Here is a 13156-nt window from a genome sequence, read left to right as displayed (position 1 = left end):
TTCCGCAAATATCTTCGGGCAGGAATTTTTATTACCTGATATTAATTTGCTAAAATTGAGATGTAAAAATTTTTAAATTCATGCTAAAGTAAAACATGAAATAGAGACATTTAATAATTAAGATTAATTAAAGTTAAAGTGACTTGTCTGATCCTTTAATTTAACATACAGTTTCAAAAAATCAATTCGTTTTTAAATGTAACTGCATCATGAAAATCGGGCTTGTTTTCAGAATGATCGGACGCCCAAAACGAAATTTCGCCGTTTTTTTTCTTAACTACCATAGAAGGAAGAAAGTTGGCTCTCATTGCCGGGAGTTTAATAGCGGGAGTAATTCGAGCATGGAATTGAAGTTGATCATCGCTCAAATCCATGGATAAGCCGGAGACTGTAAAATCAGTCGTTTCAATTATGGGAGCACGATAGCTGTCGAGGTGGAAAATATTGAAACAACTGTCAGGAGCAAAATTAAACTCATAGTAATCTGGATTTCCTTCGAACTTCAGAAAGAATTCGAAGCATGTATCAAGCCAGAGATAAAGCCTGCGCCCTTTTGAATCATAGACAGGAAGGCTCAAAGTGGAGGTATCACCTGTAATCTCCCATGAACATTCGAGTCCGGTTTTTCCCTGATTTATTGAAAAAGTGACGGATAATTTGATTTCATTTGAGAATGGTTTTAGTGTAAGTTTCATATCGTGTAAAAAATAGTTGACAAGGGTGTGAAAATTGGTAAATTTGTGTTTTACGATTGTGTAAAATAGTTATAGTTGATCAAAATTGATTCATTCAGAATGGACAAAGAATGAGTGACCACGAACTTTTAGTGAATGTAGCCAAAAAGGATGTAGCAGCCTTTAAGGATTTGTACCGTCGTTACAATAAACTTGTGTATGCTCTTGTAACGAAGATAATTGAAGAAGAAGCTCTTGCCGATACCACCTACGAAGAGGTATTTCTCATTATCTGGAACAAGGCACATCTCTATAATGTAAATTCGCAGAACGCATATTGCTGGATTATTACCCTCGCAAGAAATAAAGCCATTGACACGAAAAGACGGAAATGGAACACCACACCGATGGATCCCTACAGTGATGATTACGAGAACTATATTATCGTGCCACATCTCTCTTCACAGATAGATCCGCTTGATTTGGAAATGGGAATGAATATCAGTGAAAATATTGAGAAAGCTTTGATGACGCTGACGGAGGCTCAGCAGCATGTCATTTATCTTGGAATGTACTATGGATTTACACAATCGGAGATCAGTAAAAATTTGAATATTCCGATACAGACCGTGAATTCCAAAATCCGGATCGCACTCGGTTCATTAAGAGACAATTTATTGCATGGTGAAGGATGACAACTGAAGAGAAAAAGAAATTTGAAAACCTGATTCAGGCGTTCGCCCTGGGAGCACTTGACAAGGATGATTTCATTGAGTTTGTCCACTACATGGAATCGAATGAAGATTTTGCAAGACAGGAACTTGGAGAGTATCAGAACCTGACAGCTCTGCTGGTTTCGTTTATAAACCCCAAAGAGCCACCACAGCAGTCATTGGAGAGAATCCTTACCCGAATAGATGAACTGGGGAATTCAAGCCCGTCACGGTCACCGGAGAGAAAAACCATCAGTTTTACAAAACTGACCAGTTTTGTTGAAGAATCTGATAATCACGGAGCGAAAGATGCAAACAAAAAGGTTGAGGAGCTTATTGAATCACCGGAGATTGATCCCTACAGCATCGTTCGAAATGACCAGGCAAGGCCCTCTTTCAACCGGCAACCGGGATTCCAAAGACCGGGATTGAGCACCCAAATGAACGCCAGAGGGGGAGAACCGCAGGAGAGGCCCGGAGCCGGTGACCGGCCTGCTCCAGAAAGAGATGAACCGGGTGAAGAATCTGTGGATACAGGTGCCGCGGCAGAAAGCGGTTTCTTCCCGCATATTTCGCGTGAACAGATACTACCGGATGCTCCCGTCGAACCCCTGTACTCACCGGATCAACAGGAACCTGAGCCGCCGTACTATGATATTAAAATCGATGAACCTGATGCAGAAGATGCTCCCGTTCATCCCATAAGTCCGCGGAGAGCCAGACGAAAACAACTGATTGAGAAAGAACTTGGCGAGGAGTTTCAGGAAGAGCCGGTTGAAATGGCGGAGGATCAGATACCTGAACCGCTTACCCGGGAACCGGGAGTGAAGAACCGGAAGTCTTTCAGAGGCAATATTATCGATGTCAGCGGGAGTGTCACTGCCACGGCTTTTTGGGGCGTTACAGCAACTTTAGTAATCTGTTTTGCTATTGTGGTGTATTTCATGTTTTCAATGATTCAGGCGTCTGAAGAAAAACTTGACAACAGGATTAAGGAACTTGGAACCGCCCAGGCAAAGACAGAACTTCTGAAAAGCACGGTAGTGATGAACCAGAATCTTCTTCTTTTTTTCAGTTCCGTTAAAACCGCCGGTCTGGTGAATCTTTATGGTTCAGACGACTTTCCCGAGACATTTGGGAAATTCTTCTATGGTGTAAAAGAAAGAAAAGGATTCCTTCAATTTTCGAATATAATGTCGTTCAATTCAGGTAAAGGATTTCAACTCTGGATTCAGACAGGTGAAAAATATGTCAAGGCAGGCGGAATCAACATCCCCGATCAGAATGTCGAATTTTTTGAGTTGAATAATCTCCCAGACCTTGGACAGACAGGCACCTTCAAAGTGATTCTTACGGAAGAAAATGTGACGGGCAGCGAAACACCGTCGAACACTGTCATTATGAGTGGATTATTGATAATGAAAGCTCAGGCTAACTGAGATGATCTTCGTCGTCTTTTCTTGTGAAATTACCCTGAAGTAGAATAAAAAACACTGATATAGCTGCCAGGAAGATTATCAGCCAGTATTTCGATGCCATTTCCAGAATGGCTTCCAGCATCGAAGTTACAGTCATCGAATTTTCCTTGCTTAGGAAGAAGAAGGGGAAGCCAATAAAAACCGCTGAAACAAGAAGAAACTGCGGAGTTTTAGGATTATCCAGGAAGAGTACTATGAGGTTCACCCCAATCATAAACATTGCAGTCGGGAGCAGCAGATCCGCCCACGGAATGGAATAAAAATTCTGATTGAGGTAAATTAGAATCCCGATTAAAAACATTGTTGTCCCGATCAGAAGTGCAGGGATATCATGCTTCCCGAACACCACAACCACGGTTGCCAGCCCTATAAGGATAAATAAAAACGAGAAGATGAATGGAAATGTTATATCGAGTACATTGAATGCCTTGAGGCCCCACATAACCGAGCCGATTAACAAAACAAAAGCGATGAATTGTTTAATGTTGTTCATGGTTACAAAATTCTCATTCCCATGCTTGATGCTATTAAATCGACTGCAAAAACTGCAGAGGCATTCTGATTATCCAGGATTGGATTAACTTCCGTGATTTCGAGAGACGACATACAGCCACACTCTGCGATTGTTTCCATCAGAAGATGAGCCTCTCTGTAGCTCAAACCTCCCGGAACGGGTGTTCCAACCCCGGGTACGACAGTCGGTTCAACACTGTCGACATCGAAACTGACATGGATGTGATCCACCTTGTTCTTAAACTGTTTTAATACTCTTGATGTTATGCGGTGAATCCCGAGTTTATCGATATCTGACATTGTGTAAACCGTGATCCCGGTTTTTTTGATATTGAGTCTTTCCTCGGTGTCGATGCTCCGTGCTCCGATAATCACTGCGTTTTCCGGGAGCACCTTGGGAGCAGGGGAGTAAAGTTCTGTCAGCCTCGGTGATCCCAAGCCAATCGAAGCTGCAAGTGACATCCCGTGAATATTTCCTGAAGGTGTGGTCTCATCTGTATTCATGTCTGCATGAGCATCAATCCAGATCACTCCCAGTCGCAGGTTTCTTTTTCTGCAGTATGCAGAGATTCCTCCCAGAGTACCCAGAGCCATCGAATGATCTCCACCTATACACAGCGGGAAGTCTTCGTTGTCGAGGGTTTCTTCCACAAGTTCTGCAAGTTTTAGTGAAGTCCTTTCAATCTCATCGATATACTTGAGTTTGTCATTTTTGACCTTTTGAGTCTCCATGATCTCAATAACTATATCGCCGTGATCTTCCACATCATAGCCGAGTTCTGTCAGCTTTTCGTTAAGGTTGGCGATCCGTAATGCAGAAGGACCCATATCCACACCGCGTCGTCCGGCGCCGAGGTCCATAGGGAATCCGATAATCTTGACTTTTTTCTTCATTGGAAATACTTTTTGATTGAAAGTTACAAAAATATAAAAGATAATTTTACTGAATAATTAAAATTTTATGAACGGTTTTGTATATTAAAATACAAATTTCGATTTACATTGTAAGGATTGTTTTATGGACGAACCACTGATTAGTGTGGGAATACTGACCGATTCGGTTATAAATTTTACTTGTTACGGCGATTATTACATAAATAATCAGGAAGACTTTTTCAGCGGGGTATTTCAGGCTGTCGTGAGGAACGGTAAACTTGTTCTTGAAGGAGCGGGTAAAAAACTGATTGAAGATGAATCGTTCATTCTGACCCCCAATTCTCCGGAGACCGAACACTTCATGATCAAGGATGTGGTAATAGGCGTTCAGTTCCACTGGGAGAGGAAAGAAAAGGAAAATTTCAAAGGTGCCCTGAAACTTCTCAGAAAAGGGGATAAAGTATGTGCGATCAATATCATCAATATTGAAGAATACCTTAAAAGTGTAATATCCTCCGAGATGAGTGCCAAAAGCAGTGTCTCCCTCTTAAAGGCTCATTCTGTCATATCGAGGAGCTGGCTTCTTTCGCAGATTGAACAATCGAATGTCAAAAAAAATCTGAGCAGCAAAGAAAAAGGAATAATCATCAGTGACGAGGAAATCGTCCGGTGGTACGACAGGGAGGATCATGAAGATTTTGATGTATGTGCCGATGACCATTGCCAGCGGTATCAGGGAATAACTAAGATTTTTACCGAGGCTGCGAGCAAGGCAGTGGATGAAACAAAGGGACTCGTTCTTAAGTCAGGTTCTGAAATCTGCGATGCAAGATTTTCAAAATCGTGCGGTGGTGTTTCAGAAGCTTTTGGTTATGTATGGGAGAACAAGGAAGTACCATATCTTAGCAAAGTTATCGACTACAAGTATGAACCGGATGAGTTCAGTACTGAACTGAAGGATGAGACGAACGCCAGTAAATGGATACTCGGTGAGCCGGAGGCGTTCTGCAATACCAAAGACAAATCTGTACTTTCACAGGTGCTTTTACATTACGATCAGGAAACAGTGGATTTTTACAGATGGAAGGTCGAAATCTCTCAGCAAAATCTGAAGGATTTACTGAAGAAAAAATTGAATGTCGATCTGGGAGATATCCTGCAGTTGACACCCCTTGCAAGAGGTGAGTCGGGAAGGATATACAAGCTCAGGATAGAGGGAACGAAGAAAACCATAACAATCGGGAAGGAACTTGAAATCCGCAGGGCTCTTTCTGAATCCCACCTCTATTCGTCTGCGTTTGTCGTACAGCCGCTAAAAGTTGAAAATGGCATCCCTTCCGGATTTCTCATTCGTGGCGCCGGTTGGGGTCATGGAGTGGGTCTCTGTCAAATTGGAGCCGCAGTAATGGCGGAAAAGGGATACTCGTTTGATGAGATCCTCCTCCATTACTACAGAGGAGTCGACCTCGTCAAAATTTATTAGAATTCCATCGTTCCCGGGGTGGGACATCTCACCCCAGGAAAATATAACCTGCAAAAGTCAAAAGTGAACCTGCCAAAAGCACCTCGCCCGGTTTTATCCTGAAAAAAACAAGAATGCTTACAGAAATCCAGAGCAACGGGTAAAATATACTTTCCATGGTGAACATGGAAGCTGGTCCGGGGACAACTCCCGGTGCGGGAGCGAGGTACATGAAGTTTTTGACGGGTATGATAAAAAATCCCAAGCAGATGAAGAAGATGGTTGTAAAAATTGTGTAGAGTTTGAATTTTGGAGCGGGATTAAAATATTCGAGTCCGCTTCTTGATGCAAAAAGCAGTCCAAGAAAGAGAAACAGGGGATAAATAACCTTAATGATGATGCTCACCTTGCCCGTGAATCCGGTTTGAAGGGTGGTTTTATATGGAATCTGGGTTTCTTTGTCACCATATCTTAAAAAGACCGAGTATGAGACAACCGAACCTGGAGCCTGCGACGGTATGGTTCCTGAAAGTTCTCCTTCACCGGCGGTTAATTCTTTTTTTACCGGTTTGGCTCCCTGTATTTGATAAATATAGTAGCCTGTAACTTTCGGGTTATCATTCCTGATGAGGAACTGGTAATCCTGACCGCTTTCAATTTCTTTTGGAAAGAGGTAGGTTATTTTTTTCCCCTCGATTCCAATGGTGCCTGAAAGTGGTTGTGTCCCTTTAAGAAGAGGTTGCGCAAGACTGAAAACAATTACCACTACAACAGCCACAGTCCATAAAATACCGTTTTTGCTCATTATCTCGGTTCGATTCGTCAAAAAAGTGAAAAAAATCAGAAAATTTAAATTTGAGAAATAAAAAATTAAAAAACAATCGTGAAAAAGCTTAAAATCCCTTTTTTTTCATCTCAAAGGTTCTTAATTTGTCTATCCAAAGAATAATTTATCAACAAATAAAGAAAAACATCATAACGATTGGCTAATAGAAGAAACAACGGCAAAGCGGAAATAGTTGGCTCTGTGATTTATTACCGGAAGTTTAGAAGCCGTTATCCGATATTAGAACGGGATCTTCTCGTCTGGCTTCCACCTTCATACAAAAAAGACAGACACAGATATTACCCGGTTTTATACATGCACGACGGGCAAAATATTATAGATCCTGCCACATCATTTGCCGGACAGGACTGGCAGGTGGATGAGACAGCAACGAGATTAATAAAGCAGAATGCAATTGAGGAAGTAATTATAGTCGGAATTTATAATACTCACGAAAGACTGGAAGAATACAGTGAAAGTGAGAAAGGCAACTACTACCTCAAATTCATCGTGGAAGAGCTGAAACATTTTATCGACAGTAACTTCAGAACGATACCCGACAGGGAAGCCACAGCCATAATGGGGTCATCGATGGGTGGGTTGTGTTCTCTGAGGATGGTTTGGAAATATCCCCATGTTTTTGGAAAAGCGGGATGTCTGTCCTCTTCATTTTACTTTGGAGATGATGCGATTTTCAAGATTCTGGAATCGACACAGGAGAGAAGAAATGTCAAGATATATTTTGACAGCGGAGAGGACGGCAAAAAAGATGCGCAGAGGATGTTTTGCCTTCTGGCACAGAAGGGGTATGTAATCGGCGATAATTTTGACTACTATTTTGACAGGGGTGCAGGTCACAACGAACTTGCCTGGGCGAACCGGCTTGAACGCCCCTTGAAATATTTCTTCGGCAAGTAAAATTATAACCGCATATTAAGATCGAATGAATAACCAATATGAAATTTAAATTGAAACAGAGATGAACGACAAAAGAGAAACAAAACGGATCATTAAGATGAACTCTTCTTTGAAGAAGATTTACCACCCTATGAAGGAATTCAGTGAAAGGGCAGTGGTGAAAACCCTTGACGAATACAAAAAGCTTTACAAAGAGTCGGTTCTGAATCCCGAAGCCTTTTGGGGAAGTGTAGCCGACGAGCTGCACTGGTTCAAATACTGGAGTCATGTCAGGGAAGGTTCGATGTATGAATCGAAATGGTTTGTGGGAGCAAAAACCAATCTTAGTTACAATTGTATTGATCGTCATCTAAACGGACATTCCCGGAATAAAGCTGCCATAATATGGGAAGGAGAACCGGGAGAAACAAGAACCCTGACATATCTTCAGCTCCACAGGGAGGTTTCAAAATTTGCAAATGTGCTCAAGCAGAAAGGGGTTCAAAAGGGTGACAGGGTTATTATCTACATGGGGATGGTGCCTGAGATGGCAATTGCTCTACTTGCGTGTGCGAGGATTGGTGCAATCCATTCCGTAGTGTTTGCCGGATTCTCCGCTGAGGCTTTGAAAGACAGAATCAGGGAATTGAAAGCTAAAATTGTAATTGCAAGTGATCTGGCTGTAAGGCGGGGAAGCAACATTTACCTGAAACCTGCAGTCGATAATGCTCTCGAGAGTTGTCCTGAAGTAAAAACGGTAATTCTTTTCAAAAGACTTCATGAATCATCTGTCAAGATGGTGCCCGGGAGGGATTTTTGGTGGCATGAGCTGATGGAATCTGTGTCTGACGAGTGCAATGCCCTCCAGCTCGACTCCGAGCATCCTCTCTTCATTCTTTTTACAAGCGGCACTACCGGAAAAGCAAAGGGAATCCTTCATACCACAGCCGGGTATATGATTTCCGCATACTACACATTCAAACTTATCTTTGATATTCAGGAGACCGACATTTACTGGTGCACAACCGATGCCGGTTTTTCCACAGGCCATACCTACGGGCTTTACGCCCCGCTTCTGAATGGTGCAACCATCCTGATGTATGAAGGCGCAGTGGCAACACCGGAACCCGACCGGTTCTGGAAATTGATCGAAAAACACAAAGTGACAATCTTCTTCACAGCACCCACCTATGTCAAAACTTTGATGAGAATGGGCGACGGCTGGGTAAATAAATACAAACTTGACAGTCTGCGAATCCTTGCTTTGGGTGGTGAACCCGTGAACCCAAAAGTTTGGTTCTGGTTTTACAAAACAGTAGGCAAGGAACGGTGTCCGATAATTGACGGATGGTGGCAAACAGAAACAGGATCATTCATGATTGCTCCGATTCCCGGAGTTACTCCGCTAAAACCCGGTTCGGCTACACTTCCCCTTCCCGGAATTCTTGCTGATGTAGTGGATAAAAACGGGAAACCTGTAAAGCCGGGTGAAAATGGTTTTCTCGTGCTTAAGGACAGTTGGCCCTCTATTTCGAGAACTGTTTTCGGAAACAAAAAACGCTTCAAGGATGATTACTGGGCAGGATTCGGTGGTGATTTTTTCACCGGGGACGGAGCCCGAAAGGACAAGGACGGTTACTTTTGGATGCTCGGCAGAGTTGATGATGTAGTGACTGTTTCGGGACACAGACTAAGCACTCTCGAAATTGAGAATGCCTTGCACACTCATAAAGATGTTGCCGAGGTTGCGGTTGTTGGACGACCCGACGACCTGAAAGGAAATTCGATTGTTGCTTTTGTTACATTGAAAGAAAATGTTTCCCCTTCACTTCTGCTAAAAGAAGAGATGCGGAATCATGTTATGGTGGAGATAGGGCATATAGCAAGACCCGATGAAATAAGGTTTACTGAGGCACTTCCCAAAACCAGAAACGGTAAAATTGTCAGACGGCTTCTTCGGGAGATTGCAGCCGGCGGAGTGGTGCTCGGTGACCTCTCTTCAATAGAAGATATCTCCGCCGTCGAATCGTTGCGTGAACTTGAGGAAGAATTTTAGTCAGCAAACTGATTGATACTCTCGCCATGCTGCGAGATATCCAGTCCTTCTTCCTCCATCTCCTTGTTTACACGGAGGGGCGTTATAAGATTGGTGAGATAGTAAAGCAGGGCAGAACCGACAAAAGCAAATACGGACACAATCACCAGTGCGATAAGATGATTCAGAAATGTAGTGGTGGTTCCGTAAATCAGTCCTGACTGTTGCGCGAATATTCCTGTGGCAATCATTCCGGTAATCCCTCCGATCCCGTGACAGGGAAAAACATCGAGGGTATCGTCCAAAGTTGTTTTGGACTTCAAAGACACAGCGATGTTGCTGATCACACTTGCAATTGTTCCGATGAAAAGACTCTCACCAACGGTCACAAATCCCGCAGCGGGGGTTATTGCCACCAGTCCCACCACAGCTCCTATGCACGCACCGAGGGCAGAGGGTTTTCTTCCCATCATGGCATCAAAAAATATCCATGCGAGTGCTGCAGCCGCCGATGCGGTATTAGTGGTTGAGAAAGCGAGGACAGCCTGTCCCGAAGCTGCCAGTGAGGAACCCGCATTGAATCCAAACCAGCCAAACCAGATTAAACCGGTTCCGAGAAGGACATAGGGGATATTTGCCGGTTCATGTTTTTGGTTTTCAATGTGAATTTTTCTTCTTCCAAGAATCAAAGCTCCCGCAAGTGCAGCATATCCAGCCGACATATGCACTACTGTACCGCCCGCAAAATCGAGTACCCCCATCTGTCTTAATATTCCGTCAGGGTGCCAGGTCATGTGTGCCAAAGGAGCATAAATGAAAAGTGAAAAAAGTACCATAAAGAGGAGGTATGCTTTGAAACTTACCCTTTCGGCGAACGATCCGGTAATTAGTGCCGGTGTAATAATTGCAAACTTCAACTGAAACATCGCAAAAAGAAGAAACGGAATTGTGGGAGCGAATGCCGGATTTGGTGTTACACCCACATTTTTGAAGAAAAGAAAAGTAAAGGGATTGCCAATTATCCCGTGTACACTCTCTCCGAAAGCAAGACTGAAACCGACAACAACCCATAAAATTGAGATTATTCCCATTGCAATAAAACTCTGGAACATTGTGGAGATTACATTCTTGCTTTGCACCATACCGCCGTAGAAGAACGACAGACCCGGTGTCATCAAAAGTACCAGACCTGTTGCTGTGAGAAGCCAGGCAGTATCACCGGCACTTATTGCAGAGGTATCACCGGGTATGGAACTGCCTTTCAGAAAAAGACTTAAGACAGAGAGTACAATAAGAATTGCAAAAGCGAGTAAACCGAATTTTTTCATGCTAATTCCGTTGAATGACTAAATAAATAAGGTTAAAACGATTAAAACATAAATTAATAAGGCAATATAATAAAATATACTTATATATTAAGTATCAAAATTGTTCAATCAGAAAAATAATGCCGGAGGAAAGGGAATCGGGAACGGACGGGGAGGACTAAAGGAATTTTTTCAGGATTCTGAGGAAGTCAGCTTTGACGACAGGTTTAGGAATATAGCCATTGAAACCGGCTTCAAGCAGGGTGTTTCCGGGGGCTGAGACAGCATGCGAACTGAAAGCTATGAACGGAACATTTTTATATTCCTTTTGCTCTCTCAAATGTTTAATGACCTTTAAACCTGAGGATGTATTCACGGAGTCAATCTCCAGGAGTACAATATCAATTTTTTTAGTGGATGCGAATTCAACCGCCTGAGTGGTATCGTAAGCGATCAGAATCTCGGCAAAACTCTTTGTGAACACTCTGACAAGGGTCTGCGACATGATGTCCTGATTGATAAGTAAGATCCGCTTTTTTTCACCTGATATCCAGGGTGGAAGTGAAAAATGGACCTCGGAGGCATCCGGTTCAGGAGAAATACCTGCGTCGAGACTCACAGGAAATGAAATGGTAAAAGTGGTTCCTGCACCGGGTTGACTGTTCATCTCTACCTGTCCACCGAGCTTTTCTGTGAATTTTTTGACAATAGTCAAACCGAGTCCCACACCCTCGAAGGAGCGGGTGAGACCCTCCGATACCTGTCTGAATTCATCAAAGACTAGCTGCTGAAATTCGGGAGAAATTCCGATGCCGGTGTCACGGATCATCAGGTTCATTTTCCTGAGATTTATTCCTTTTTCGATTGTGATGATAAAATGAACACCACCTGTCTTTGTAAACTTTATTGCATTACTGAGCAGGTTGTCCACAATGGTAAGCAACATTCTTCTATCAGATTTTAGAAGTGGAACCGTCTCAGGGAAAGTGGTTTTAATGTAGAGTCCTTTGTTGCCGGCATCAGATTCGAGGTAGGAGATACTTTCAGAGATTACTTCGGTAATGTCCACCAGCTCCAGGTTGAGTGTAAGTTTATCAGCTTCAATTCTTGAGAGATCGAGGATAAGGCTGAGTGAGTCACTAAGGCGCTGCCCGGCGGAAAAGATGTTTTCAGCCAGTTTTTTATGGTACTGATCCTGAATTTCCTCCTTCAGAATTTCGGCAAAACCCAGAACACCGATGAGGGGAGTTCGAAGTTCATGCGACATATTGGCGAGGAAGTTGGATTTGAGCCTGTTCATCTCCTCGGCTTTGGTTTTTGCTGCCAGCAGTTGTCTCGTGGTGGTTTCTCTTTGAATTGCACCACCGATGGCTACTGCGGCAGTTTTAAGCATCGACTCTTCTGCAGCCGAGTAAACTCTTTCTTCCGTACAGTTATCGAAACCGATGAAACCCCACCACTGGTCATTGAAACAAATCGGTACAGCCAGAATTGAGAGAATTCCACGGGGAGCCAGATATGCCCTTTCCGTTGCGGGGAAGTCTTTAATCAGTCCGTTGATGCTTTCTTTTACGGACATCTTTTCCTTCCAGCGGGGGAAGGAATTATTGTAGGGCAGTTTCTGTAACAAGGGGTTGTCAATCTGAATGCTGATACCGCCCCGCGCCCATTCATAGCTCTGACTCATGAAAACTTCCCCCGTTTCGGGGTCGGTTTCATTTTCAAAAATATATATTCTGTCGGCACCCGCTGATTTCTCCAGAATCTCGAAAGCTTTTTGAATTCCCGTCTCAAAATCAGGTTCGGTAAGAAGCGTTTCGGAAATCTTGGCAACATCCTTTATTTTATCTTCACTTTTTTCAAGTTTCTCAGAGAATTCCTTCAATTCTGAAATATCTATTCCAATCGCCCAGGAGGACCATCCTACAACGGGGTATTTCTTCGAAATATTTGACCAGCTTATGGCTTTTTGACAACCGTTCTTACAGTGTATTTTCCAGACCTGGTTCTGGTAGTTTCCCGAATTTTCCTGCCAGAAGGTTTGCAGCAGTTTCAAGTATTCGAGATCAGGGAAGAGGATTTTGCTAGGATCGGGATTACCGATCATTTCGGAGGAGTTGTAGCCTGTCACCCTTTCGCATTCATAATTCCATTCGACAAAGATTCCTTCACTGTCGGTAGCTATTACCATCAGCGGAAGGGCTGTAATCAGCGACCGGATTTCGGAATCACTGCTTCCACCGGTCATTATTTCGGTAATGGAACTCAACATTTAATTTAAATGATATATATAAAAGGTGAATGGACAAAATGTGTGGTGATACAATAATTCATTAGTATCTTTGCACTAAAATAATCATAAAATTCAATTAATT

Annotated in this window: 11 protein-coding genes; 5 read left to right on the top strand and 6 right to left on the bottom strand. The window is 43.0% G+C overall.

Annotated features, from left to right (window positions below):
- Positions 1-173: 173 nt before the first annotated feature.
- Positions 174-695 carry a hypothetical protein gene (locus LCH52_07135; protein ID MCA0388254.1) on the bottom strand — a complete coding sequence of 174 codons (522 nt, stop codon included), beginning with the start codon at positions 693-695 and terminating at the stop codon, positions 174-176.
- Between the two features lie 110 nt (positions 696-805).
- On the opposite strand from LCH52_07135, the gene LCH52_07130 reads away from it, so the two are divergent.
- Both LCH52_07130 and LCH52_07125 read left to right on the top strand, forming a co-directional pair.
- Complete coding sequence (locus tag LCH52_07130; protein MCA0388253.1) at positions 806-1369, top strand: sigma-70 family RNA polymerase sigma factor; 564 nt, start codon at positions 806-808, stop codon at positions 1367-1369.
- Positions 1366-2826 carry a hypothetical protein gene (locus LCH52_07125; protein ID MCA0388252.1) on the top strand — a complete coding sequence of 487 codons (1461 nt, stop codon included), beginning with the start codon at positions 1366-1368 and terminating at the stop codon, positions 2824-2826. The genes LCH52_07130 and LCH52_07125 overlap by 4 nt, the downstream gene beginning before the upstream one ends.
- Here the strand turns inward: LCH52_07125 and LCH52_07120 are convergent.
- Entirely contained in the window at positions 2819-3358 is a 540-nt protein-coding gene (locus tag LCH52_07120) for a hypothetical protein (protein MCA0388251.1), read from the bottom strand. The two genes, LCH52_07125 and LCH52_07120, sit on opposite strands and share 8 nt — an antisense overlap.
- Positions 3359-3360: 2 nt before the next feature.
- Positions 3361-4272 carry an arginase gene (rocF, locus tag LCH52_07115; protein ID MCA0388250.1) on the bottom strand — a complete coding sequence of 304 codons (912 nt, stop codon included), beginning with the start codon at positions 4270-4272 and terminating at the stop codon, positions 3361-3363.
- 124 nt (positions 4273-4396) lie between these two features.
- Between rocF and LCH52_07110 the strand changes: the two genes are divergently transcribed.
- On the top strand, positions 4397-5737 hold the full coding sequence (locus tag LCH52_07110) for a SpoIID/LytB domain-containing protein (protein MCA0388249.1): 1341 nt from the start codon (positions 4397-4399) through the stop codon (positions 5735-5737).
- Between the two features lie 28 nt (positions 5738-5765).
- On the opposite strand, the gene LCH52_07105 is transcribed toward LCH52_07110, so the two are convergent.
- The gene (locus LCH52_07105) at positions 5766-6521 is read right to left on the bottom strand and encodes a hypothetical protein (protein ID MCA0388248.1); all 756 of its coding nucleotides are present in this window, start codon (positions 6519-6521) and stop codon (positions 5766-5768) included.
- Between the two features lie 177 nt (positions 6522-6698).
- Between LCH52_07105 and LCH52_07100 the strand changes: the two genes are divergently transcribed.
- On the top strand, positions 6699-7460 hold the full coding sequence (locus tag LCH52_07100) for an alpha/beta hydrolase (protein ID MCA0388247.1): 762 nt from the start codon (positions 6699-6701) through the stop codon (positions 7458-7460).
- A 61-nt stretch (positions 7461-7521) separates the two neighbouring features.
- The gene (gene acs / locus LCH52_07095) at positions 7522-9495 is read left to right on the top strand and encodes an acetate--CoA ligase (protein ID MCA0388246.1); all 1974 of its coding nucleotides are present in this window, start codon (positions 7522-7524) and stop codon (positions 9493-9495) included.
- Here the strand turns inward: acs and LCH52_07090 are convergent.
- On the bottom strand, positions 9492-10802 hold the full coding sequence (locus LCH52_07090) for an ammonium transporter (protein MCA0388245.1): 1311 nt from the start codon (positions 10800-10802) through the stop codon (positions 9492-9494). The genes acs and LCH52_07090 overlap by 4 nt on opposite strands.
- A gap of 157 nt (positions 10803-10959) precedes the next feature.
- Positions 10960-13029, bottom strand: a complete 2070-nt coding sequence (locus tag LCH52_07085; protein ID MCA0388244.1) for a response regulator — start codon at positions 13027-13029, stop codon at positions 10960-10962.
- Positions 13030-13156 lie beyond the last annotated feature (127 nt).

The sequence above is a fragment of the Bacteroidota bacterium genome (assembly GCA_020161395.1).
Classification (GTDB): domain Bacteria; phylum Bacteroidota; class Ignavibacteria; order Ignavibacteriales; family Ignavibacteriaceae; genus UTCHB3.
The sequence above is the reverse complement of the archived record's forward strand: the minus strand, read 5'-3'. Positions and strand labels throughout refer to the sequence as shown.

Coding starts and splice junctions, on each gene's coding strand:
- LCH52_07135 (MCA0388254.1), bottom strand. CDS start 695: ATGAAACTTACACTAAAACCATTCTCAAATGAAATCAAATTATCCGTC.
- LCH52_07130 (MCA0388253.1), top strand. CDS start 806: ATGAGTGACCACGAACTTTTAGTGAATGTAGCCAAAAAGGATGTAGCA.
- LCH52_07125 (MCA0388252.1), top strand. CDS start 1,366: ATGACAACTGAAGAGAAAAAGAAATTTGAAAACCTGATTCAGGCGTTC.
- LCH52_07120 (MCA0388251.1), bottom strand. CDS start 3,358: ATGAACAACATTAAACAATTCATCGCTTTTGTTTTGTTAATCGGCTCG.
- rocF (MCA0388250.1), bottom strand. CDS start 4,272: ATGAAGAAAAAAGTCAAGATTATCGGATTCCCTATGGACCTCGGCGCC.
- LCH52_07110 (MCA0388249.1), top strand. CDS start 4,397: ATGGACGAACCACTGATTAGTGTGGGAATACTGACCGATTCGGTTATA.
- LCH52_07105 (MCA0388248.1), bottom strand. CDS start 6,521: ATGAGCAAAAACGGTATTTTATGGACTGTGGCTGTTGTAGTGGTAATT.
- acs (MCA0388246.1), top strand. CDS start 7,522: ATGAACGACAAAAGAGAAACAAAACGGATCATTAAGATGAACTCTTCT.
- LCH52_07090 (MCA0388245.1), bottom strand. CDS start 10,802: ATGAAAAAATTCGGTTTACTCGCTTTTGCAATTCTTATTGTACTCTCT.
- LCH52_07085 (MCA0388244.1), bottom strand. CDS start 13,029: ATGACCGGTGGAAGCAGTGATTCCGAAATCCGGTCGCTGATTACAGCC.